This is a genomic window from Bradyrhizobium sp. G127, from assembly GCF_021502575.1.
GTDB lineage: Bacteria > Pseudomonadota > Alphaproteobacteria > Rhizobiales > Xanthobacteraceae > Afipia.
In genome coordinates, this window is the sequence record NZ_JAKFGN010000003.1 from 254,106 (window position 1) to 277,075 (window position 22,970).

Sequence of the window (22,970 nt, forward strand, 5' to 3'; positions counted from 1 at the left end):
GCATCCATAACGAAGTGCCCCCGCGCGACGATGTTGCCCGCGCCAGTATCGGCCAGAGCCTGTCAATCCACAACACATACACGATGGAGGCCGCGGCTCCGCCGACGAATTCAGAGTTTGCTCTGATCACCGTGCTGGAAGCCGAGATAGCTCGCCACCACGCGCTGGTCGCCGCCGATATCCTTCGCCGAGCCGCTTATGACGAACTCGCCAAGCTCCATCACATAGGCGCGGTCGGCAATCTCCAGCGCGGCGCGGGCGTTCTGCTCGACCAGCAGTACCGACACGCCGGCCTGCTTCAGTTCGGTGACGGTGCGGAAAATATCGGCCACGATCAGCGGCGCCAGGCCCAGACTGGGTTCGTCCAGCATCAGGAGGCGCGGCCGGCTCATCAGCGCGCGGCCCATCGCCAGCATCTGCTGCTCGCCGCCGGACAGCGTGCCGGCAAGCTGGGTGCGCCGCTCCTTCAGACGCGGAAACAGCGTATAGACCCGTTCCTGTTCGCGCGCCGCATCGGTGCGCGAGACGCGAAAGCCGCCGAGCTGGACGTTCTCCTCCACCGTCATGGTACCGAACAATTCGCGATGCTCGGGCACGATGCACAGGCCTGCGGCGACGCGGTCCTCGATCTCGAGTTTCGCGATCTGCTGTCCATCGAAGGTCACGCTGCCGGTGAGCGGCAGGATCCCCATGATGGCGTTGAGCAGTGTGGTCTTGCCCGCGCCGTTGGCGCCGATGATGGTGACGATCTCGTTGGCGCCGACATCGAGCGTGGCGTTGCGCACGGCCTCGACCTTGCCGTAGGAGACGTGAACGTCGTCAACCGTGAGCAGTCTTGTCATGACGCCGCTCCCAGGTACGCCTTGATGACGTCCGGATTGGCGCGGACTTCCGCCGGCGTGCCCTGCGCGATCTTGGTGCCGAATTCCAGCACCACGATGCGGTCGGCGATGTCCATCACGAAGCCCATGTCGTGCTCCACCAGCAGCACCGACATGCCCTCAGAGCGCAGTTGGCGCAGCAGGGCGGCGAGTTTCTGCTTTTCCATGTGGCGCAATCCGGCCGCCGGCTCGTCAAGCAGCAGCAGCACCGGATCGACGCAGAGCGCGCGGGCAATTTCGACGATGCGCTGCTGGCCGAGCGACAGGCTTCCGGCCAGTTGGTGCATCTGATCGCCGAGGCCGACGCGCGCGATCTGCTTTGCGGCCTCGGCCAAAAGTCCCGCCTCGTCCTTGCGGTCGAGCCGCAGCATGCTGGCGATGGCGCCGGCATGGCCACGCAGATGCGCGCCGATGGCGACGTTCTCCAGTACGCTCATGTCGGGCACCAGCTTGACGTGCTGGAAGGTGCGGGCGACGCCGAGCTTGGCGATCTCCTGCGGCGGGGCGTTGTCGACGGTCTTGCCGAGAATCGAGATCGTGCCTCCCGTTGCGCGCAGCACGCCGGTGATGAGATTGAAGGTGGTGCTCTTGCCCGCGCCGTTCGGTCCGATCAGCGCAACGATCTCGCGTGCCTTCACGTCGAACGATACATCGTTCACCGCGATCACGCCGCCGAACTGCTTGCGCGCTGCCTGGATGTCGAGCAGCGTGCTGGAGGTTGCGACAGTCTTTTCGCGTGGCGGTAATGCGTCCGCCGTCTGCGTTGTCGGCGGCCTGACCCTGAACGGCAGCAGCGCCGCCAGCTTAGGCCACATGCCGCCGGGCGCGATCTGCAACAGCGCCACCAGCAGGATGCCGAAGATCACGGTTTCGAGCTGTGCATTGCCGTGAAAAATCATCGGCAGGTAGCTTTGCAAAATTTCCTTGAGCACGATGACGATGCCCGCGCCGAGCACTGCGCCCCAGACATAGCCTGCGCCGCCGACCACGGCGATGAACAGATATTCGATGCTGGCGTTAAGACCGAACGGCGTTGGATTCACCGCGCGCTGAAAGTGCGCGTAGAGCCAGCCGGACAATCCTGCCAGCACCGCCGCGTAGATAAACACCAGCAGCTTGGCGCGCGCGGTCTCAACGCCGAACGCTTCCGCGGCGATATGGCCGCGCCTTAGAGCACGAATGGCGCGGCCGGTGCGGGAGTCGAGCAGGTTGATGGTGAGCAGCGCGCAGACGATCACCGCGAGCCAGATCGCGAAATAGATTCTGCCAGGATCGGTCAGTTGCAACGAACCGAGCGCGAGCGGCGGAATGCCGGAGATGCCGTCATTGCGGCCGACGAATTCCAGCTTGCTGAACAGATAAAAAAGACTGATGCCCCAGGCGATGGTGCCGAGCGGAAGATAATGACCCGACAGCCGCACGGTGATGAGGCCGAGAATCACGGCTGCGCCGCCGGCCACAATCAGCGCCAGCGGCAACGTCAGCCACGGTGACAGTCCATAGTTCGTGGTCAAAACCGCCGTGGTGTAGGCGCCGAACCCGCAGAACGCCGCCTGACCGAACGAGGTAAGGCCGCCGACGCCGGTCAATAGCACGAGGCCCATCGCCACCAGCGCCGCGAGCCCGATGTTGTCGAGCAGCACGATCCAGAACGGCGGCATGCCCGGAATGAGCGGGATCACCGCCAGCACCAGCGCCAATACGATCATCGCCCGTCGCTGCGTCATTCAGTGTCCCGAATCCGAAGTTCGCCTCGTCTCGCAGCGCCTTCCGTAGCGAACTTCGGATTCGAAAGGACACTGAACAAATATAATTCTAGTGTGGTTTTGGTTCGCAAGTCCGCAAATGGAATGCGCTGAAAACGACGATGCGGACTTGCGAACCACCACACTAGTCGTTCTCCTCTTCGACTTCCGGAGAGGCGAGTGAACGCAGCACGAGAACCGGCAGCAGCAGCGTGAAGACGATGACCTCCTTGAAGTTGCTGGCGTAGAACGACGAGAAAGCCTCGACGATGCCGACCACGATGGCGGCCACGGCGGTGAGCGGATAGCTGACAAGGCCGCCGATAATGGCGGCGACGAAGCCCTTCAGGCCGATCAGGAAGCCGGTGTCGTAATAGATGGTGGTAATGGGCACGATCAGGATGCCGGAAATGGTGCCGATCACGGCGGCGAGCAGGAACGCGAACTGCCCGGACACCGAGGTGCGGATGCCGACGATGCGCGCGCCGAGGCGGTTGACGGCGGTGGCGCGCAGTGCCTTGCCGTACAGGGTGTAGCCGAACAGCAGCCACAGCCCGACGATCAGGATAATGGTAATGGCGTAGATGCCGAGGCTCTGGCCGGTGAAGCGCAGTGGGCCGATGGTGAGGGCGGCGGCGGAGATCGCGGGCCCGCGTAGTCCTTCGGGTCCGAAGAACACGAGGCCCAGCCCCTGCAACGCCAGATGGATGCCGACCGATGCGATCAGCAGCACCAGCACCGATGCGTGCGCGATCGGCTGATAGGCGATGCGGTAGAGATAAAGCCCGATCGGCGCCACGATGACGATCGACAGCAGGAAGTTGAGGGTGACGCTGTTCTGCCGTCCTGCAAGCGTCGTGGCGATGCCCCAGATCGCCAGCGGCAGCAGGATGTTCAGCGCGAGTGAGCGGACAGCCTTCCGCACAGTCATCGCGCTGCGCCCGGCGATCATATCGAACGCGAATGCGATGACGCCCATGCCGAGTGCAAGAAACACTGTGCCCGGCACCTTGCCTGTGGCGAGGACTGCGTAGGTCAGCGCGCCGAAGGTGACGAATTCGCCCTGCGGGATCAGGATGACGCGCGTCACCGCGAACACAAGGACGAGCGCGAGGCCAAGCAGCGCGTAGATCGCGCCGCTGGTGATTCCGTCCTGCAGCAGGAACAGAAGGATCGTGCTGTCCAAGATATCCCCTTAAAAGACATTCCCCTCAAACACCGGCGCGCGGCGTTCGAGTTCCCCCGGGCAAACCAAAGGCGGTTGAGAGCCGCCGCTGCGATTGGGCGTTTTGATAACGGCTATCGGGATCAAGCTCAAGGCGGATAGGGGCTATAAGCCAGGCGGTCCAAACGCGAATTTCGCTTTCTTTAACCTCTCCCCGCAAAAGCGGGGCGAGGGCGTGTGCCCCGCAGCGTCATTGCGAGGAGCACTTGCGACGAAGCAATCCAGCTTTCTTGCCACTAGCTTTGGATTGCTTCGCTTCGTTCGCAATGACGAAGAAGGAAGCTACGGATCCACCAGAATGATACGGATATCGTTGACGTTGGTCAGCGTCGGGCCGGTGTTCAGCAGATCGCCGGTGGCGGTGAAAAACGCGGTGGCGTCGTTGTTGTCGAGATAGGCCTTGGGGTCGAGTTTCAATTCCCGCATCTTCGCAAACGTGCGCTGGTCGATCAGCGCGCCGGCGGGATCGTCGGCCGAGCCTGCGCCGCCGTCGGCGCCGTCGGTATCTCCGGCCAGCACGGAAATGCCGGTGGTTTCGGCGAAAAGGGATGCCAGCGCCAGCACGTATTCCTGATTGGGGCCGCCGCGCCCGTTGCCGCGCACGGTGACGGTGAGTTCGCCGCCGGACAGGATCGCGAGCTTTTTGCCGTCCGTCTTCGCCTTCAGCGCGATGGCTGCATGGGCTGCGGCAACCTCGCGCGCCTCGCCTTCGAGATCGGCGCCGAGATCGAGCACCTCATAGCCCTCGCGCTTCGCAATCGCGACAGCCGCATCGAGCGACTCCTGCGGCCGTGCGATGATCCTGAATTCCGCGCGTGCAAATGCCGTGTCGCCGGGCTTGCAGCTCTCGTTGCGCGGATCGTTCAGCGCATTGGTGACAGCCTGATCCGCCGTGATGCCGTAGCGCGCCACGATTTCGCGCGCGTCGGCGAGCGTTGTGGTGTCGGGCACGGTCGGCCCCGATGCGATGGTCGCCGGATCGTCATGCGGCACGTCGGAAATCGCCAGCGTCAGGATTTGCGCCGGTGAAGCGGCGCGGGCGAGCCGTCCGCCCTTGATGCGCGACAAATGTTTCCGGACAGTGTTCATCTCGCCGATCGGCGCGCCGGACCGCAGCAGGCTTTTATTCATCGCCTGTTTCTGCGCGAAGGTGATGCCGTCGGCAGGTGCGATCCAGTTGGCCGAACCGCCGCCGGACAGCAGCACCAGAACCAGATCGTCCTCGCGCGCGGTTGCCGCGAGATCGAGCGTGCGGCCGGCGGCTTTCAGTCCTGCCTCGTCAGGCACCGGATGACCGGCTTCGACCACTTCGATGCGCGCGGTCGGCATGCCGTGGCCGTGACGCGTGGTTGCAAGTCCGGACAGGCGCGACGGATCGATCCGTTCTTCGCCGAGATAGTAGCGCTCCGCGGCATGGGCCAGCGCGCCCGCGGCCTTGCCCGCAGCGAGACAGATGATCCGTCCCTTGGGCGGCGAGGGCAGATGCGCGGCAAGAATGCGGTCGGGATGGGCGGCCGCGACCGCGGCATCGAACATCGCGCGCAGCAGGGGGCGTCTTTCGGTCATCGTGTCATCGCGTAGCGTTGAGGGACCACAGAGATGGCATGATCGGACGGTCAATAAAAGGCCCTCCGCAAGCTTATTGCGGAGGGCGGAAACAGTGCGTGATGTGCCTGTGCTGTGCGAGGAAACCGGATTTCAAAACCGGAAGCCTCGCATGGCGCCGGCCCGGTCAGCCGCCGATTTCGCCGCTGATGACGGGGCCGAACAGCTCCCAACGCTCGCCCTTGAACCGCATCATCTGCAATTGTTCGATCGGGGCGAAATCGGTGGCGCTGGTGTTCAGCTTGATGCCGGGCAGGCCCATTTCAAGCTGCAGGTCCTTGATGCTCGCCGCCTGCTTCATGACGTTCGCACGCGTGAGATCGTCGCCGCAGGCCTTGAGCACATGCACCAGCGTCTGCGCCGAGCTGTAACCGTAGGTCACCGAGCTGTCGGCGCGGTTGGCTTCCGGGAAGTACTTGGCGAGGAAGGCGTCGAAGTTCTTCACCCCGGCGTCGTCCTTCCATTGCGGATCGGTCGGGTCCTTGCCGTAGGTCGCCGAGATGACGCCCTGCGCATTCTCATAGCCGGCGGGCTTGATGACCGAACCCGTCGAGGACGCCACGTTGTTGAGAATGAACAGCGGCTTCCAGCCGAGTTCGGCCACCTTCTTCACCGATTGCGCGCCGAACTTCGGCGTGGTGATGCTGACGAAGACATCCGCGCCTTTCGACTTCAGCGCGACGATCTGCGAGTCGACGGTGGGAACCGACGTCTCGTAAGGCTCTTCCGCGATGATCATCGACGCGCCCTTGGCGCCGAGACCGTCCTTCAGTCCCTTCAGCACGTCCTTTCCGAAATCGTCGTTCTGATAGAGGATGCCGATCTTGCCGTTCGGCTTTTCCTTCATCAGGTACTTTGCATAGATGCGGCCTTCGCTCTGGTAGTTGGGCTGCCAGCCCATGGTCCAGGGGAATTCCTTCGGGTCATTCCATTTGGTCGCGCCGGTGGCGACGAACAGTTGCGGCACCTTCTTGGCGTTCATGTATTTCTGGATCGCCGAATTAGACGGGGTGCCGAGCGGGTTGAAGATGAAAAGTACTTCGTCGCTCTCGACCAGCTTGCGGGCCTGTTCGACGGCCTTCGGCGGCGAGTAGCCGTCATCGTAGGAAATGAAATTGATCTTGCGGCCGTTGATGCCGCCCTCGGCGTTGATCTTGTTGAAGTAGGCCGCCTGGGTCTTGCCGATGATGCCGTAGGCGGATGCGGGTCCGCTATATGGCATGATGCTGCCGACCTTGATTTCAGTGTCGGTCGCGCCGGTGTCGTACTTCTTCTGTGCAAATGCGCTGGTGGCCGACGCGGCGAAGGCCGCTACGCTTGCGAGCAGCAGCATGCGGTTTAGTTTTTTGAAGGACATTTCCTGTGTTTCCCTAGCTTCGTTTTTTGAGTTTTGTTTCGGCGTTTTGCCTTGGAAGCTTTTTTTGCTCCCTTGGTATTCAACACCGGCCTGCTGTTTCAACAAACCGGCATTGAAGTCGAACCCCCTGCGAATGTGTCGCAGGGGGTAATTGTGGATCTCGGACGGCCTAGCCGCCGACGTCGCCGTTCAGGATTTCCCCGAACCGCTCCCATGTCTCGCCCTTGAACCGCATCAGTTGCATCTGACTGATCGGCGCGAAGTCGGTCGCACTGGTGTTGATCGTGACGCCGGGCAGCAGGCCGCCGAGTTCAAGATTCTTGATGCTGGCCGCCTGCTTCATGACGTTCTCGCGGGTGAGATTGTCGCCGCAGGCCTTGAGCACATGCACCAGCGTCTGTGCCGAGTTGTAACCGTAGATCACCGATCCGTCGGTCCGGTTCGCTTCGGGATGGTACTTAAGCAGGAAGGCGTCGAAATCCTTCATCCCCTTGTCGTCCTTCCACTGCGGGTCGGTCGGGTCCTTGGCGTAGGCCGCCGAGATGATGTTCTGCGCATTCGGAAAACCGGCCGGCTTGATCACCGAGCCCACCGAGGCGGAGACGTTGTTGAGGATGAACAGCGGCTTCCATTCAAGCTCTGCCACCTTCTTGATCGACTGCGCGGCGAACTTTGGCGTGGTGATGCTGATGAAGACATCGACACCCTTCGACTTCAGCGCGACGACCTGAGAATCGATGGTGGGCACGCTGGTCTCATAGGGTTCTTCCGCCGTGATCATCGAGGCGCCTTTGGCGCCAAGACCGTCCTTGATGCCCTTCAGGTAGTCCTTGCCGTAGTCGTCGTTCTGATAAAGGATTCCGATTTTCGCGTTCGGCTTTTCCTTCATCAGGTAGCTTGCGTAGATCCGGCCCTCGCTCTGGTAGTTGGGCTGCCAGCCCATGGTCCAGGGGAATTCCTTCGGGTCGTTCCACTTGGTCGCGCCGGTGGCGACGAACAGTTGCGGGACTTTCTTGGAGTTCAGATACTTCTGGATCGCCGAGTTCGAGGGCGTGCCCAGCGGCCCGTAGACGATCAGAACCTCGTCGCTTTCCACCAGCTTGCGGGCCTGCTCGACAGCCTTCGGCGGGCTGTAGCCGTCGTCGTAGGAGATGAAGTTGATCTTGCGGCCGTTGATGCCGCCTTCGGCATTGATCTTGTTGAAGTACGCAGCTTCGGATTTTCCGATGGCGCCGTAAGCGGAGGCCGGGCCGCTGTAGGGCATGATGTTGCCGATCTTGATCTCGGTATCGCTCGCGCCGGTGTCGTATTTCTTCTGGGCCAGCGCCCCGCTATTCACTGCTGCAACAAACGCGAAAGCCGCAGCGGCAGTCGTAAATCGAGTCGTGATTGTAGACATTCGTTTGCTCCCTGGTCGTGTGTGTGTCCTCTTTTGTTTTTTTGATTCAAAGCTCTTGGCGGCTTCACGGATATTCAATACCCTTTGCCAATCCCGTTCAACGAAAAGCCCCCGGCGACAGGGTCGCCGGGGGCTGATTTTGACGGCAGTCAGTTTCGCAGCGCGAAAATTAACCTTAGCTGCCGCCCATTCCGCCGCTGATGATCGGGCCGATCAGGTCATACTTGTCGCCCTTGAACTGCATGATCTGCAGCTGGTCGATCGGGTAGAAGTCGGTAGCGCTGGTGTTGATCTTCACGCCAGGCAGCAGGGTGTCGGGAACGAAATCCTTCAGGCTTGCGGCCTGCTTCATGACGTTCTCGCGGGTGAGGTTATCGCCCGCCTGCTTCAGCACCTGAACCATGGTCTGCGCCTGGCCGTAGCCGTACACGACCGAGCCGTCGGTCTTGTTCATGTCGGGCGCGTACTTGGCGAGGAAGGCGTAGAACTTCTTCATGCCCACGTCGTTGTCCCACTGCGGATCGGCGCCGTCCTTGGCGTAGGCCGCAGAAAGGATGCCCTGCGCATTCTCGAAGCCCGCAGGCTTGAGCACGCTGCCGACCGATGCGCCGACATTGCTCTGGAAGTACATCGGCTTCCAGCCGAGTTCGGCGACCTTCTTCAGGCTTTGCGCCGCAAACTTCGGCGTGGTGAAGGAGAAGTAGACGTCGGCGCCGGAGGCCTTCAGCTTGATGATGTGCGAGTCGATGGTCGGCTCGGACACTTCATAGCTTTCCTCGGCGATGATCTGCGACGCCTTCGCGCCGAGACCGTCCTTGAGGCCCTTCAGCATGTCTTTGCCGAAGTCGTCGTTCTGGTAGAGGATCGCGATCTTGGCGTCCGGCTTGGCGGTCAGCAGATGCTTGGCGTAGACGCGGCTTTCGCTCTGGTAGGCCGGCTGCCAGCCCATGGTCCAGGGGAATTCCTTCGGCTCGCCGAACTTGGTGGCGCCGGTGGCAACGAATAGCTGCGGCACCTTCTTGGCGTTCAGGTACTTCTGGATCGCGGAGTTGGACGGCGTGCCGAGCGGTCCGAACACCACCAGAACCTCGTCGCTCTCGACCAGCTTGCGGGCCTGTTCGACGGCCTTTGGCGGCGAGTAGCCGTCATCGTAGGAAATGAAGTTGATCTTGCGGCCATTGATGCCGCCCTGTTCGTTGATCATCTTGAAGTAGGCTTCTTCCATCTTCCCGATCACGCCGTAGGCCGAAGCCGGGCCGCTATAGGGCATGATGTTGCCGATCTTGATTTCGGTATCGCTCGCGCCGGTGTCGTATTTTTTTTGGGCAAGTGCGTTGCCGCTTGTCATCGCAAGCGCAGCGATTGAGGCCGCGGCCACGTTGACCGTGAATTTAGACAGCATTTTTCTTTATCTCCCTGGAGTGCGGAATTCCGCATGGCGGAAGACCGGTTCCCGAAAGAGAGATCAAGTCTGGGAAAGCAGACGGGTCTGACTCACGAATGAATCAGACCCTTTGTGATCCGACGGTGGCGACCGGTATTCCGGGACGGACCATGCGCAAACAATCGGAAGACGACAAGTCTGATTCAGCATGGCTGAATCAGACTCGGAGCCTATTTTTTGCTCTTTTTGCGGAACAGCGCCTCGACCATGTAGGCCACCTGCCTGGCGCCGTGCGGCAGCAGGAAGATCACGGCGAACAGGAACACGCCGAACACCGCGCCGGAAAGGCCCTTCGAAATGTGTTCGGCCACGTTGGGCACGAACACGATGAAGGCCGAACCAACCAGCGAGCCCGGCAGCCAGCCGACGCCGCCGACCACCATGCCGACGAAGATCGCGATCGCGAGCTGGATGGTGAAGCTGTCCGGCGCCACGAACTGCACCACGATGGCGCCGAGCGCGCCGGCGATGCCGGTGAACGCGGCGCTGATGCCGAACGCCAGCGTCTTGTAGAGCGGCAGGTCGATGCCCATGGCGGAGGCGGCGATCTGGTTGTCGCGGATCGCCATCATGGCGCGACCGGACCGGCTTCGCAGCAGATTGACGGCCAGGACGTAGATCATACCGGCGATGAACAGCGTGAAGTAGTAGAGCCACATGTCCTGCGACATCTTCAGGCCGAACGGAGCATCCGGCTTGGTGATGACGAGGCCCTGCACGCCGCCGGTCCAGTGCTCGAACACGCCGAGTTTCAGGAGTTGCGGCATCGCGACGGCCAGAGCGAACGTCGCGAGAGCGAGGTACACACCTGAGAGCCGCAATGCCGGGAACCCGAACAGGAAGCCGAAGATGAAGCAGACGATGCCCGCGATCGGCAGCGTCAGCACGTAGTTGACGCCGAAATGCTCCATCAGGATGCCGGTGGTATAAGCCCCCACCGCGTAGAACGCGCTCTGGCCCAGCGAGAACTGCCCGCTGCCGCCGGTGAGCAGGTTGAGAGAGAGAATGGCGATCGCGTAGATCAGCACCATCGTCATCTGGAAGATGATGAAGTTCTTCACGAACAGCGGCGAGATCAGCAGCGCTGCCAGCACCACCAGTGTCGCGGTGGTGCCCACCGTCATCGACTTTTTCGACGGCACGGCAACCGCCGGAGCTTGCGAAACGGATTCCTGAACTGTGCTCATGATTAAACTCGCTGCACGATTTTGCGGCCGAACAGACCGGACGGTTTGATGACAAGCACGACGATGATCAGTGCCAGCGCGATCGGCAATTTCAGTTCATTGCCGACCCCGGGGATGTAGGTGCCGACAAGGTTCTCGAAGATGCCGACCAGGAAGCCGCCGGCCACAGCGCCGAACGGGCTGGTGAGGCCGCCCAGCACTGCCGCCGCGAAGCCGTACAGCAGCACGCCGCCCATCATGTTGGGTTCGAGGAACACCACCGGAGCGATCAGCATGCCGGCGATGGCGCCGATGGCGCTCGCCATGCCCCAGCCGAGCGCGATCATCCAGCTTGTGTTGATGCCGACCAGACGCGCCGATTCCGGCAGCGACGCGGCGGCCCGCATGGCGAGGCCGACGCGCGTGAAGCGGAAGAACACGAACAGCAGGAGCAGCAGCACCAGCACGACGCCGATCATGCCGGCCTGATGGGTGGAGATGAGCTGGCTGCCGAGGAAGCCCGACGAGCCGAACGGCGACGGGAATTGCTTGATGGTGAAGTCCCAGGTCAGGCCCGCGACGCTGTTGAGGATGGCGAACAGCGCGATGAAGCCGGCCACATGCACCAGCACCGGAGCGTTGGTGAGGGGCTTGAACAGTGCGCGTTCGATGATGATGCCGCCGGCGAACGAAATGGCCAGGGTCAGCAGGAAGGCGGGCCAGAAGCCCAGACCCCACTGCATCAACTGCCACGCGATGAAGGTCGAAAACATCGCCATTTCGCCTTGGGCGAAGTTCAGGTGGTCGATCGCCTGATAGATCATGACCACGGCCAGCGCCATGCAGGCGTAGATCGCGCCTGTGGCAATGCCAGCCAGGACTTGGTTGGTAAACAGTTCCATGGCTGGTTCCTCAGTATCCGAGATAGGATTTACGGATGTCTTCGTTGTTCTTGATCTCGGCCGCCGTGCCCGACATCACGATGCGGCCGGTCTCGATCACGTAGGCTTTCTCGGCGAGCTCAAGCGCAAGCTGCGCGTTCTGCTCGACCACCAGGATCGTCACCTTGTCCTCGCGGTTGATCTTGCCGAGAATCCCGAACAGGTCGCGCACGATCAGCGGCGCGAGGCCGAACGACGGCTCGTCGAGCAGCATCAGCCGCGGGCGCAGCATCAGCGCGCGGGCGACCGCGAGCATCTGCTGCTCGCCGCCGGACAGCGTTCCGGCCTGCTGGGTGTGGCGCTGCTTGAGCACCGGGAAATGCGCGTACATGCGCTCGATGTCGTCCGGGATGTTCTTCACATCTCGGCGCGAGATTGCGCCGAGCTGGAGATTTTCCTCCACCGTCATGTTGGTGAAGGTGCCGCGGCCCTGCGGGACGTGGGCGATGCCGAGGCGCACGACGTTCTCGGTGGAGACGCCGGTCAGAGGCTTGCCCTCGAACTCGATATTGCCCGTGGAGCGGATCATGTTGCAGATCGCGCGCAGCGTCGTGGTCTTGCCCGCGCCGTTGGCGCCGAGCAGCGTGGTGACGCTGCCTTCGTTGAGCGAGAATTCAAGTCCGTGGAGGGCCTGCACCTGGCCGTAATAGGCGCGCAGATCCTTGATCGTCAGCATCGTGCTCATTGGTCCTGGCTCCCGAGATAGGCCTTGATGACGTCGGGATCGGACTGCACCTGGGCTGGCGTGCCTTCAGCGAGTTTCTTGCCGAAATTGAGCGCGACGACGTGATCGGCGATTTTCATCACGAGGCCCATGTGGTGCTCGACCAGGAGGACCGTGATGTTGCGTTGATCGCGGATGCGGCAGATGAGATCGCCCAGCACATAGACTTCCTCGTGATTGAGGCCGCCGGCGGGTTCATCGAGCAGCAGGATCTTGGGTTCGGCGGCCAGCGCACGGCCGAGTTCGACGCGCTTCTGGGTCCCGAAGGGAAGGCCTGCAACCTCGCGATCGGCGACGTCGTGCAGGTCGAGGTAGTCGAGGATCTCATGCACCTTGGCGTTGAGATTGCGCTCCTGTTCGCGCACCCACGGCAGCTTCAGCGCGTCGCTGACCACGTCGCTCTTGGTGCGGCAGTGGCCGCCGATGCGGATGTTGTCGCGCACGGTCAGCTTCGGGAACAGCGCGACGTTCTGGAACGTGCGGCCGATGCCGGCTTCGGCGATCTTCGACGGCTGGCGGGTGAGAATGCTCTCGCCTTCCATCAGGATCTCGCCCTTGCTCGGCTGATAGAGCCTGCTGAGGCAATTGAAGAGCGTCGTCTTGCCGGCGCCGTTCGGACCGATCAGGCCCAGAATCTGGCCTTTTTTCATATCGAACGACACGCCGTTCAACGCGATGATGCCGCCGAACACGACGCTGACGTCGCGCACCGCGAGCAGGGGCTGCCCCTGCGCCACCTGAGCCCCCGTCATACTTCGGTTCCTTTACAGAACTGGCATGCCAGGTTCTGCCTGAATCCGCACCGACCGCGGCTATCTGATCCCCTCAGCAATACGTGCAACTTTTCCTCCTGGTGATCGTGGTTTCTTGGGGTTTTCTTTGTTTTGCGGCCCGCGTGAGATGCTGCCGGTGAGTGCGACTTCGATATTCCTTACCATCGCCACGAGGCGAGGTCCAATATCGTTCTTTAATAGAACTTCACTGAATTTGAAAGCCGGGGCGCCGCAATTGAAGGCGTAGGGTCCCGTGCCGTCATTCAGTTTCAGCGCCACGCCGACCGCATGGATGTCGTTGTGCCATTCGCCGGCGGACATCGCGAAGCCGTGCTTGGCGATGCATTCGCCGGAGCGCTCGATGCCGTCGCGCACCTTCGGCCAGTTCGGGCCGACATGTTCCTTGATCTCGCGCATCAGCGTGGCGCGTTCCTCGTCCGGCAGCGCCCACAGATAGGCGCGTCCCATCGCGGTGGTGGCGATCGGCACCTTGGAGCCGACGTCGAGCAGTACGCCGACGGTGAGTTCGCTGCGGCTCTGTCCGAAATAGATCATGCTCAGGCGGTCGCGCGCGCCGATCGCAACGGCGCCGCCGGTCTCGCGCATCAACTGATCGCGATACGGATCCGACAGATGACGAATGCCCATGTTGGCGAGCGCGGAATAACCGAGCGCCATTGCGGCGGGAGCAAGCTGGTATTTTTCGAAACGCGGCACCGGCGTCAGATAGCCGAGCTTCGTCAGCGTGTAGGTCAGTCGCGAAATCGTCGGCTTCGGCAGGTTGGTACGCGCCGCAAGCTCCTGGTTTCCGAGAAGGCCGTCACTCGGGCGAAACGCGCGCAATACATCGAGCCCTCGCGACAACGCGATAACGAAACTGCGATCCGTCGCGGGTTTCTTGGGCGGGCGTTTCATTCGTTCAACCGCATATGTGGTCTTCGTTGACAAGCGACGTGCTTCAAAATATCCCTCCGTGTCAAGATGTGGAATTAAATTCCGCACTGCGAAATATTGTGCAAAACAAGCCGTCGAAACAAGCAGTCCAAGGAGATGTGCGTGAGCGAAGTGGTCAAGGTGGAACGTCATGACGCAGTTGCTATCGTTACGATCGATAGCCCTCCGGTGAATGCGCTCAGCGCTGCAGTACGCAAGGGCATTCTCGAAGGAGTCAAAAGCGCGTCGGCGGATCCGCAGGTTCAGGCCATCGTTCTTGCGTGCGCCGGGCGAACATTCGTCGCCGGTGCGGACATCACCGAGTTCGGCAAGCCGCCGCAGTCGCCGAGCCTGCATGAGGTGATCACTCTCATCGAGAATGCGCCGAAGCCGGTGATCGCTGCGATCCACGGCACCGCGTTGGGCGGCGGTCTTGAGCTTGCGCTCGGCTGCCATTTCCGCGTCGCCACCAAGGACGCCAAGCTTGGCCTTCCGGAAGTGAAGCTCGGCCTGCTGCCCGGCGGCGGCGGCACGCAGCGCCTGCCGCGCGCGGTCGGTCCCGAACTCGCCGTGAAGATGATCGTCACCGGCGAATTCGTCAGCGCGCAGGACGCGCTCAAGAACGGACTGATCGAAGAGATCGTCGATGGTGAGCCGGCGGTCGGCGGCGAGGCTTTCGCGCGCAAGGTGCTCGCGGAAAAGCGCCCGCTGCGCAAGCTGCGCGACGACGATTCCAAGCTCGCGGCCGCCAAGGCCGACAAGTCGATCTTCACCAATGCAGCGGCTGCGGCAAATAAGCGCAACCGCGGTCTCGAAGCGCCGCTCGCCGCCGCCGAGGCGGTCAGCCACGCGCTCGACATGCCGTTCGACGAAGCGCTCAAGACCGAGCGCGAACTGTTCCTCAAGCTGATGAACGGCGACCAGTCCAAGGCGCAGCGTTACGCCTTCTTCGCCGAGCGCGAAGCCGCCAAGGTCGATGTTCCGGCCGGCACCAAACCGCGCAAGGTCGAGCAGGTCGCCATCATCGGCGCCGGCACCATGGGCGGCGGCATCGCGATGTCGTTCGCCAATGCCGGCATTCCGGTTACCCTGATCGAGACCGGCGAGGAGCAGCTCAAGCGCGGCCTCGGCGTGATGCAGAAGAACTACGAAGCCACCGCGGCGCGCGGCGGCATTCCCGCCGATGCACCGGCCAAGCGCATGGGCCTGATCAAGGGCGTGGTCGGCATCGAGAACGTCAAGGACGCGGACCTCATCATCGAAGCAGTGTTCGAGACCATGGCGATCAAGAAGGAAGTGTTCGGCAAGCTCGACCAGTACGCCAAGCCGGGCGCGGTGCTCGCGTCCAACACCTCGTATCTCGACATCAATCAGATCGCCGCCATGACCAAGCGTCCGCAGGACGTGCTGGGCATGCACTTCTTCTCGCCGGCCAACGTGATGAAGCTGTGCGAAATCGTCCGCGCCGAAAAGACCGCGCCGGACGCGCTGGTGACTGCGGTGAACATTGCCAAGCGCATCGCCAAGGTGCCGGTGGTGGTCGGTGTGTGCGACGGCTTCGTCGGCAACCGCATGCTGGCTGCGCGCGGCAAGCAGGCCGAGAAATTCCTGTTCGAAGGCGCGTTGCCGCAGCAGGTCGACGGTGTCGTCACCAAGTTCGGCATCCCGATGGGTCCGTTCGCCATGGGGGATCTCGCGGGCCTCGACATCGGCTGGCGCTCGCGCCAGGACCGCGGCATCAAGTCGGAAATCGCCGACGCGATCTGCGAGGCGGGCCGCTTCGGCCAGAAGACCGGCAAGGGCTATTACAAGTATGAAGCCGGTTCGCGCTCGCCGCTGCCGGATCCCGAGATCGAGAAACTGATCCAGGAGACGCTGGCCAAGCTCGGCCTCAAGCCGCGCCAGATCGACGATCAGGAAATCCTCGAGCGCATGGTCTATCCGATGATCAACGAGGGGGCGCGCATCCTCGAAGAGAAGATCGCGGCGCGTCCGAGCGATATCGACGTGGTCTGGCTGTACGGCTACGGCTGGCCGATCTATCGCGGCGGCCCGATGTTCTATGCCGACCAGGTCGGCCTGAAGAAGGTCGCGGAGCGGCTGTCATTCTACGCCAAGCAGACCAACGACCCGTCGCTGGAGCCGGCGTCGCTGCTCAAGCGTCTGGCTGACGAAGGCAAGACATTCGCGTCCCTCGCCAAGGGCGCGTGAACGTGAAAAGCCGGCAGGGTTTGCAGCTTGCACTCCCTCCCCCTCGCGGGGGAAGGGAGCAAAAGCGGTATTCGCCTCAAGGCAAAAGCTGACAGGATGTCGATGACCCATCCCGGCGAGCAATACTATCCGGAGGGCGTCCGCTGGGATTCACCGATCCCGCGCGGCACGCTGCCGGATTTATTGTCGCAGGCGGCCAAGGATTTCGGCGCGCGACCGGCCATCGAGTTTCGCGACCGGTCGATCAGTTTCTCCCAGCTGCAGGATATGGTCGATGTCGCCGCAAGCGCGTTTCTCCGCGCCGGCTACGGCAAGGGATCGTCGATCGCTCTTTTTCTGGGAAACTCGCCGGACCATCCGGTGAATTTCTTCGGCGCGCTGAAAGCCGGCGCGCGCGTGGTACATCTCAGCCCGCTCGACGGCGAGATCGCGCTCACCCACAAACTGAAGGACAGCGGCGCGCGGGTGCTCGTCACCAGTAACCTGGTGACGCTGTTGCCGACCGCGCTGAAATTCTTCGAGCAGGGACTGATCGATCGTCTGATCGTTTGCGAGGACCAGACCTGGGGCGACGTCGGCAATCCGCACGCCGCGATCCCGTCCAATCCCGCCATTGTCACCTTCAAGGATTTTGTCAAAGACGCGCAGCCGCCGGCCGCATGGCCCGCGATCAGCGCCGATGACATCGCGGTGCTGCAATATACCGGCGGCACCACCGGCTTGCCCAAGGGCGCGATGCTGACCCACGGCAATCTCACCTCGGCCGTCTCCATCTATGACGTGTGGAGCGCGAAGCAGAAAGCCGAGCGCAGCACCGTCGAGCGCGTCATCCTGGTGCTGCCGCTGTTTCACATCTACGCGCTGACCGTCGTGCTGCTGCGCTCGCTGAAGAACGGCGACCTGATCTCGCTGCATCAGCGCTTCGACGTCGAGGCGGTGATGCGCGACATCGAGATCAAGCGCGCGACCTACTTCCCCGGCGTGCCGACCATGTGGATCGCCATCGCCAGTTTGCCCGATCTCGACAAGCGTGACCTGTCGTCGCTGGCCGCCGCGGGTTCCGGCGGTGCGCCGCTGCCGGTTGAGGTGGCGAAAATCTTCCAGAGCAAGACCGGCCTCGCGCTGAAAAGCGGCTGGGGCATGACTGAAACCTGCTCGCCCGGCACCGGTCATCCGCCGGAAGGTCCGGAGAAGCCGGGCTCGATCGGCCTGATGCTGCCGGGCATCGAAATGGATGTGGTGTCGCTGGACGATCCGAAGCAGGTGCTGCCCGTGGGCGAGGCCGGCGAAATCCGCGTCCGCGGTCCCAACGTCACCCAAGGCTACTGGAACCGCGAGAAGGAAACCGCCGAGGCGTTCGTCGGCGACCGTTTCCTCACAGGCGACATCGGCTATATGGACAGCGACGGCTATTTCTATCTGGTCGATCGCAAGAAGGACATGATCATCTCCGGCGGCTTCAACGTCTATCCGCAGATGATCGAGCAGGCGATTTACATGCATCCCGCCGTACAGGAAGTCATCGTGATCGGCATTCCCGACGATTATCGCGGCGAAGCGGCGAAAGCCTTCGTGACGCTGCGCGCGGGCGCCGCGCCTTTCACGATCGAGGACCTGCGCGCGTTTCTCGCCGGCAAGGTCGGCAAGCACGAACTGCCGGTCGCGGTGGAATTTCTCAAGGAACTGCCGCGCACCAGCGTCGGAAAACTCTCGCGCCACGAACTACGCAACCAGCAACGCCAATACATTCAACAACAACCCAAACTTGCAACAGGAGGTCGCTCATGACCGAAGCCGTTATCGTTTCCACTGCCCGCACCCCGATCGGCAAGGCCTATCGCGGCGCCTTTAACAACACCGAGGGCGCGACGCTGCTCGGCCACGCCATCGAGCATGCGGTGAAGCGCGCCGGCATCGACGGCGCAGAGATCGAGGACGTGGTGATGGGCGCCGCCATGCAGCAGGGCACCACCGGCGGCAACATCGCGCGCAAGGCCGCGCTGCGCGCCGGTCTTCCGGTGTCGGTGGCCGGCACCACCATCGACCGCCAGTGCTCGTCTGGCCTGCAGGCGATCGCGCTTGCGGCGCGCTCGATCATGTATGACGGCGTCGAGGTGGCGGTGGCCGGCGGCGGTGAATCGATCAGCCTTGTGCAGAACGATCACATCAACAAGTTTCACGCCGTCGATCCGGAACTCGTCGCGATCAAGGGCGACGTCTATATGTCGATGCTGAACACCGCCGAAGTGGTGGCGAAGCGCTACGGCATCTCGCGCGAGAAGCAGGATGAGTTCGGCCTGGAAAGCCAGCGCCGCACGGCGTCGGCCTTGCAGGGAGGACGTTTCAAGGAGGAGATCGCGCCGATGACCACCAAGATGGCGGTGGTCGACAAGAACACCAAGGAAGTGTCCTACAAGGACATCACGATCTCGCAGGACGAAGGTCCGCGCCCCGAGACTACGGCGGAAGGGCTTGCGAGCCTCAAGCCCGTGATCGAGGGCGGCTGCATCACCGCCGGCAACGCCAGCCAGTTGTCCGACGGCGCCAGCGCCCAGGTCGTGATGAGTGACAAGCTTGCGGCCAAGAAGGGTCTCAAGCCGCTCGGCATCTTCCGCGGCTTCGTCGCCGCGGGCTGCGAGCCGGACGAAATGGGCATCGGCCCCGTGTTCGCGATTCCGCGCCTGCTGAAGCGTCATGGCCTCAAGATCGAGGACATCGACATCTGGGAACTGAACGAAGCCTTCGCCGTGCAGGCGCTTTACTGCCGCGACAAGCTCGGCATCGATCCGGAAAAGCTCAACGTCAACGGCGGTGCGATTTCGGTCGGCCATCCGTACGGCATGACCGGTTCGCGTCTCGCTGGCCACGTGCTGGTCGAAGGCCGCCGCCGCAAGGCGAAGTACGGCGTGGTGACTATGTGCGTTGGCGGCGGCATGGGTGCGGCCGGCCTGTTCGAAATCCTTCAGTAATTTTCTGAATAGCTTCACCTCCCCTGAAAAAAGGGGAGGTGGGTAAAAACAAATCGCCCAAGGAGGATCCCATGGATCTGAGTTTCAGCAAGGAAGAACTCGCGTTTCGCGACGAGGTGCGGACCTTCTTCAAGGAGAGTCTCCCCGCCGACATCCGCAAGAAGCTGGTGGAAGGCCGCCATACCAGCAAGGAAGACATGGTCACCTGGCAGCGCATCCTGAACAAGAAGGGATGGGCGGTGCCGCACTGGCCGAAGGAATACGGCGGCACCGGCTGGACCCCGGTGCAGCAGTACATCTTCCTCGAAGAGCTGCAGGCCACCCCGGCGCCGTCGCCGCTTCCGTTCGGCGTCAACATGGTCGGCCCCGTGATCTACACCTTCGGCAACGAGGCGCAGAAGAAGCACTATCTGCCGCGCATCGCCAATCTTGACGACTGGTGGTGCCAGGGCTTCTCCGAACCCGGCGCCGGTTCCGACCTCGCCTCGCTGAAGACCACCGCGAAGCGCAAGGGCGACGTCTACGTCATCAACGGCCAGAAGACCTGGACCACGCTGGCGCAATACGCCGACTGGATCTTCTGTCTCTGCCGCACAGATCCGGACGCGAAGAAGCAGTCGGGCATTTCCTTCATCCTGTTCGACATGAAGTCGCGCGGCGTCACCGTGCGTCCGATCCAGACCATCGACGGCGGCCGCGAAGTCAACGAGGTGTTCTTCGATGACGTCGAGGTGCCGGTAGAAAATCTCGTCGGCGAGGAGAACAAGGGTTGGGACTACGCCAAGTTCCTGCTCGGCAACGAGCGCACCAACATCGCCCGCGTCGGCATGTCGAAGGAGCGCATCCGCCGCATCCGCGATCTTGCTTCCAAGGTCGAACAGGACGGCAAGCCGCTGATCGAGGATTCCCGTTTCCGCGAGAAGCTCGCGGCGACCGAGATCGAACTCAAGGCGCTTGAACTCACCCAGATGCGCGTCGTCGCCAACGAGCACAAGAACGGCAAGGGCAAGCCGGACCCGGCTTCCTCAATCCTCAAGATCAAGGGCTCCGAGATCCAGCAGACCATCACCGAACTGCTGCTCGAGATCACCGGACCGTTCGCGCTGCCGTATGCGTCGGAAGACGAAAAGAGCAACGAGGAAGCAAGCTGGGCGACCACCGTCGCGCCGGGGTACTTCAACTATCGCAAGGTCTCCATCTACGGAGGCTCGAACGAGATTCAGCGCAACATCATCACCAAGGCGGTTCTTGGGTTGTAAGTCTCTTCCCTCTTCCCGCGCCTGCGGGGAGAGGGGCATCACCCGCGTCTTCCCGCCATTGCGAGCGAAGCGAAGCAGTCCAGAGCGCCGAATGGGAAACTGGATGGCTTCGTCGCTTCGCTCCTCGCAACGGCGATTTTGATATATCCGGAGAGAGTAAAATGGATTTTGATTTGTCCGAGGAGCAGCGGCTCCTGAAAGACAGCGTCGACGGCCTGCTGGCCGATTCCTACGATTTCGATCAGCGCAAGAAGTACGCGGCGGAAAAGGGCGGCTGGAGCAAGACCGTCTGGAACAAGCTGGCGGAGCAGGGCCTGCTCGGTCTGCCGTTCCCGGAAGCCGACGGCGGCTTCGGCGCGGGCGGGGTGGAAACCGCGATCGTGATGGAGGCGCTGGGCAAGGCGCTCGTCATCGAGCCCTATCTGTCGACCGTCATTCTCGGTGGCGGATTCCTGCGCCACGGCGGCTCGGCCGCGCAGAAGGCCGCGCATGTTCCGTCGATCATCGACGGCAGCAAGACGCTGGCCTTCGCGCAGCTTGAAAAGAACTCGCGCTACAATCTCGCGGACGTGACCACCACCGCCAAGAAGAAGGGCGGTGGCTGGGTCATCGACGGCGAGAAGTTCGTGGTGCTGCACGGCGAGACCGCCGATACCCTGATCGTGACCGCGCGCACCAAGGGCGGCCAGCGCGATCGCAACGGCATCGGTGTGTTCCTCGTGCCGGCGAACGCCAAGGGCGTCACCGTCAAGGGCTACGCAACCCAGGACGGCATGCGCGCCGCGGACATCCGGTTCGAGAGCGTCGAGGTCGGCGCGGACGCCGTCATCGGCGATGCCGAGAACGGCCTGCCGCTGGTCGAGCGCGTGGTGGATGAAGCGCGCGTCGCGATGTGCGCCGAGGCTGTCGGTGCAATGGACGAGTCGCTGAAGTCGACGGTGGAGTATCTCAAGACCCGCAAGCAGTTCGGCGTCACCATCGGCAACTTTCAGACCTTGCAGCACCGTGCTGCGGACATGTTCGTGGCGCTGGAGCAGGCGCGCAGCATGTCGATTTTCGCCACTATGGCGTCCGATTTCGAGGACGCCGCCGAGCGCGCCAAGGCGGTCGCGGCGGCGAAGGTGCAGATCGGCAAGTCGCTGAAGTTCGTTGGCCAGCAGTCGATCCAGCTTCACGGCGGCGTCGGCATGACCATGGAGCTCAAGATCGGCCACTACTTCAAGCGGCTGACCATGATCGAGAGCACCTTCGGCGACACCGACTATCACCTGCGCCGCGTCAGCGAGGCTGGCAATCTGGTGTGACTGGTCGTCCCGGCAACCGTAGCGCAAGCCGGGACCCATCACCCCTGTCGGAGATTTGAAAAACGGTCTTCCATGTCGTTCCAACAGAGCGATCTGGGATGATGGGTCCCGGCGTTCGCCGGGACGACCAAGTTAGCGATCTGGACGATGCAGACCATGACGAACAATCCCTTCGATCTCACCGGCAAGGTCGCCGTCGTCACCGGATCGAGTCGCGGCATCGGCCGCGCCTCGGCGGAACTGTTGGCGCGGATGGGCGCGAAGGTCGTCGTCTCCAGCCGCAAGGCGGACGCCTGTCAGGAAGTCGCCGACGGCATCCGCGACGAAGGTGGTGACGCCCATGTCATCGCCTGCAACATCAGTCGCCGCGACGAGGTCGAGGCGCTGGTCAGCGGCACCGTCAAACACTACGGCAAGATCGACATTCTGGTCTGCAACGCGGCGGTGAATCCCTATTACGGCCCGCTGCTCGACATCACGGACGAGGCCTTCGACAAGATCATGGGCGCCAACGTCAAGAGCAACATCTGGCTCTGCGGTCTGGCGATGCCGAAGATGGCCGAGCGCGGCGGCGGCTCTGTTGTCATCATTTCTTCGATTGGAGGTCTGCGCGGCTCGACTGTGATCGGCGCCTACGGCATCTCCAAGGCCGCGGACTTCTCTCTGTGCCGCAGCTTGGCGGGGGAGTGGGGGCCGAAGAATGTGAGGGTCAACTGCATCGCACCGGGTCTGGTCAAGACCGATTTCGCGCGCGCGCTGTGGGAAGACGAAGCCCTGCTGGCGCGCCGCACCGCGACCACGCCGCTGCGCCGCATCGGCGAGCCGCACGAGATTGCCGGCGCCGTGGTCTATCTCGCTTCCGATGCGTCGACCTTCATGACCGGTCAGACCATCGTCATCGACGGCGGCGTCACGACGGCGGCGGTATAGCCTCTCTCCCTGGATGACGGCGCTTCATTCGGCCGGTCATATTGACGCGCGTGCCGCGATCCGCTTGGTTTGCCGCAACAACACTGCGAACAAATCAGGCATCC

The 22,970-nt window shown here is 62.6% G+C and carries 18 protein-coding genes; 6 read left to right on the top strand and 12 right to left on the bottom strand.

All coding sequences use genetic code 11. From position 1 onward, the window contains the following. Nucleotides 1-110: 110 nt before the first annotated feature. The 12 genes from LVY71_RS20780 to LVY71_RS20835 form a co-directional block, all read right to left on the bottom strand. A complete protein-coding gene (locus LVY71_RS20780) occupies nt 111-842 on the bottom strand; it encodes an ABC transporter ATP-binding protein (protein ID WP_235101834.1) in 732 nt (243 codons plus the stop codon). Beyond that, nucleotides 839-2,608 carry a branched-chain amino acid ABC transporter ATP-binding protein/permease gene (locus LVY71_RS20785; RefSeq protein ID WP_235101836.1) on the bottom strand — a complete coding sequence of 590 codons (1,770 nt, stop codon included), beginning with the start codon at nt 2,606-2,608 and terminating at the stop codon, nt 839-841. Before LVY71_RS20785 ends, LVY71_RS20780 begins: the two co-directional genes overlap by 4 nt. Nucleotides 2,609-2,771: 163 nt before the next feature. After that, nucleotides 2,772-3,812, bottom strand: coding sequence for a branched-chain amino acid ABC transporter permease (locus LVY71_RS20790; RefSeq protein WP_235101837.1), 1,041 nt, complete (start codon nt 3,810-3,812; stop codon nt 2,772-2,774). Nucleotides 3,813-4,133: 321 nt separating this feature from the next. Next, the gene (locus LVY71_RS20795; protein WP_235101838.1) at nt 4,134-5,417 is read right to left on the bottom strand and encodes a glycerate kinase type-2 family protein; all 1,284 of its coding nucleotides are present in this window, start codon (nt 5,415-5,417) and stop codon (nt 4,134-4,136) included. Between the two features lie 166 nt (nt 5,418-5,583). Further along, entirely contained in the window at nt 5,584-6,813 is a 1,230-nt protein-coding gene (locus tag LVY71_RS20800) for an ABC transporter substrate-binding protein (protein ID WP_235101839.1), read from the bottom strand. 169 nt (nt 6,814-6,982) lie between these two features. Next, a complete protein-coding gene (locus LVY71_RS20805; protein WP_235101840.1) occupies nt 6,983-8,212 on the bottom strand; it encodes an ABC transporter substrate-binding protein in 1,230 nt (409 codons plus the stop codon). A gap of 175 nt (nt 8,213-8,387) precedes the next feature. Then, a complete protein-coding gene (locus tag LVY71_RS20810) occupies nt 8,388-9,614 on the bottom strand; it encodes an ABC transporter substrate-binding protein (RefSeq protein WP_235101841.1) in 1,227 nt (408 codons plus the stop codon). A 212-nt stretch (nt 9,615-9,826) separates the two neighbouring features. Continuing rightward, nucleotides 9,827-10,843, bottom strand: a complete 1,017-nt coding sequence (locus LVY71_RS20815; RefSeq protein WP_235101842.1) for a branched-chain amino acid ABC transporter permease — start codon at nt 10,841-10,843, stop codon at nt 9,827-9,829. A gap of 2 nt (nt 10,844-10,845) precedes the next feature. Next, on the bottom strand, nt 10,846-11,724 hold the full coding sequence (locus tag LVY71_RS20820) for a branched-chain amino acid ABC transporter permease (RefSeq protein ID WP_235101843.1): 879 nt from the start codon (nt 11,722-11,724) through the stop codon (nt 10,846-10,848). A gap of 10 nt (nt 11,725-11,734) precedes the next feature. After that, on the bottom strand, nt 11,735-12,448 hold the full coding sequence (locus LVY71_RS20825; protein WP_235101844.1) for an ABC transporter ATP-binding protein: 714 nt from the start codon (nt 12,446-12,448) through the stop codon (nt 11,735-11,737). Continuing rightward, nucleotides 12,445-13,239, bottom strand: a complete 795-nt coding sequence (locus LVY71_RS20830) for an ABC transporter ATP-binding protein (RefSeq protein WP_235101845.1) — start codon at nt 13,237-13,239, stop codon at nt 12,445-12,447. Before LVY71_RS20830 ends, LVY71_RS20825 begins: the two co-directional genes overlap by 4 nt. Before the next feature lie 60 nt (nt 13,240-13,299). Beyond that, nucleotides 13,300-14,175: an IclR family transcriptional regulator gene (locus LVY71_RS20835; RefSeq protein WP_235101846.1), complete on the bottom strand. Its 876-nt coding sequence runs from the start codon at nt 14,173-14,175 to the stop codon at nt 13,300-13,302. A gap of 141 nt (nt 14,176-14,316) precedes the next feature. On the opposite strand from LVY71_RS20835, the gene LVY71_RS20840 reads away from it, so the two are divergent. From LVY71_RS20840 to LVY71_RS20865, 6 genes are all read left to right on the top strand, one after another. After that, nucleotides 14,317-16,404, top strand: coding sequence for a 3-hydroxyacyl-CoA dehydrogenase NAD-binding domain-containing protein (locus LVY71_RS20840; protein WP_235101847.1), 2,088 nt, complete (start codon nt 14,317-14,319; stop codon nt 16,402-16,404). 102 nt (nt 16,405-16,506) lie between these two features. Continuing rightward, the gene (pimA, locus tag LVY71_RS20845; RefSeq protein ID WP_235101848.1) at nt 16,507-18,192 is read left to right on the top strand and encodes a dicarboxylate--CoA ligase PimA; all 1,686 of its coding nucleotides are present in this window, start codon (nt 16,507-16,509) and stop codon (nt 18,190-18,192) included. Continuing rightward, nucleotides 18,189-19,373: an acetyl-CoA C-acyltransferase gene (locus LVY71_RS20850; protein WP_235101849.1), complete on the top strand. Its 1,185-nt coding sequence runs from the start codon at nt 18,189-18,191 to the stop codon at nt 19,371-19,373. Before pimA ends, LVY71_RS20850 begins: the two co-directional genes overlap by 4 nt. Nucleotides 19,374-19,444: 71 nt before the next feature. Further along, nucleotides 19,445-20,632 carry a pimeloyl-CoA dehydrogenase large subunit gene (gene pimC / locus LVY71_RS20855; RefSeq protein WP_235101850.1) on the top strand — a complete coding sequence of 396 codons (1,188 nt, stop codon included), beginning with the start codon at nt 19,445-19,447 and terminating at the stop codon, nt 20,630-20,632. Nucleotides 20,633-20,793: 161 nt separating this feature from the next. Further along, nucleotides 20,794-21,936, top strand: coding sequence for a pimeloyl-CoA dehydrogenase small subunit (gene pimD, locus LVY71_RS20860; protein ID WP_235101851.1), 1,143 nt, complete (start codon nt 20,794-20,796; stop codon nt 21,934-21,936). 156 nt (nt 21,937-22,092) lie between these two features. After that, the gene (locus tag LVY71_RS20865) at nt 22,093-22,866 is read left to right on the top strand and encodes an SDR family NAD(P)-dependent oxidoreductase (protein ID WP_235101852.1); all 774 of its coding nucleotides are present in this window, start codon (nt 22,093-22,095) and stop codon (nt 22,864-22,866) included. Nucleotides 22,867-22,970: the final 104 nt, after the last annotated feature.

Coding starts and splice junctions, on each gene's coding strand:
- LVY71_RS20780 (WP_235101834.1), bottom strand. CDS start 842: ATGACAAGACTGCTCACGGTTGACGACGTTCACGTCTCCTACGGCAAG.
- LVY71_RS20785 (WP_235101836.1), bottom strand. CDS start 2,608: ATGACGCAGCGACGGGCGATGATCGTATTGGCGCTGGTGCTGGCGGTG.
- LVY71_RS20795 (WP_235101838.1), bottom strand. CDS start 5,417: ATGACCGAAAGACGCCCCCTGCTGCGCGCGATGTTCGATGCCGCGGTC.
- LVY71_RS20800 (WP_235101839.1), bottom strand. CDS start 6,813: ATGTCCTTCAAAAAACTAAACCGCATGCTGCTGCTCGCAAGCGTAGCG.
- LVY71_RS20805 (WP_235101840.1), bottom strand. CDS start 8,212: ATGTCTACAATCACGACTCGATTTACGACTGCCGCTGCGGCTTTCGCG.
- LVY71_RS20810 (WP_235101841.1), bottom strand. CDS start 9,614: ATGCTGTCTAAATTCACGGTCAACGTGGCCGCGGCCTCAATCGCTGCG.
- LVY71_RS20815 (WP_235101842.1), bottom strand. CDS start 10,843: ATGAGCACAGTTCAGGAATCCGTTTCGCAAGCTCCGGCGGTTGCCGTG.
- LVY71_RS20820 (WP_235101843.1), bottom strand. CDS start 11,724: ATGGAACTGTTTACCAACCAAGTCCTGGCTGGCATTGCCACAGGCGCG.
- LVY71_RS20825 (WP_235101844.1), bottom strand. CDS start 12,448: ATGAGCACGATGCTGACGATCAAGGATCTGCGCGCCTATTACGGCCAG.
- LVY71_RS20830 (WP_235101845.1), bottom strand. CDS start 13,239: ATGACGGGGGCTCAGGTGGCGCAGGGGCAGCCCCTGCTCGCGGTGCGC.
- LVY71_RS20835 (WP_235101846.1), bottom strand. CDS start 14,175: ATGAAACGCCCGCCCAAGAAACCCGCGACGGATCGCAGTTTCGTTATC.
- pimA (WP_235101848.1), top strand. CDS start 16,507: ATGACCCATCCCGGCGAGCAATACTATCCGGAGGGCGTCCGCTGGGAT.
- LVY71_RS20850 (WP_235101849.1), top strand. CDS start 18,189: ATGACCGAAGCCGTTATCGTTTCCACTGCCCGCACCCCGATCGGCAAG.
- pimC (WP_235101850.1), top strand. CDS start 19,445: ATGGATCTGAGTTTCAGCAAGGAAGAACTCGCGTTTCGCGACGAGGTG.
- pimD (WP_235101851.1), top strand. CDS start 20,794: ATGGATTTTGATTTGTCCGAGGAGCAGCGGCTCCTGAAAGACAGCGTC.
- LVY71_RS20865 (WP_235101852.1), top strand. CDS start 22,093: ATGACGAACAATCCCTTCGATCTCACCGGCAAGGTCGCCGTCGTCACC.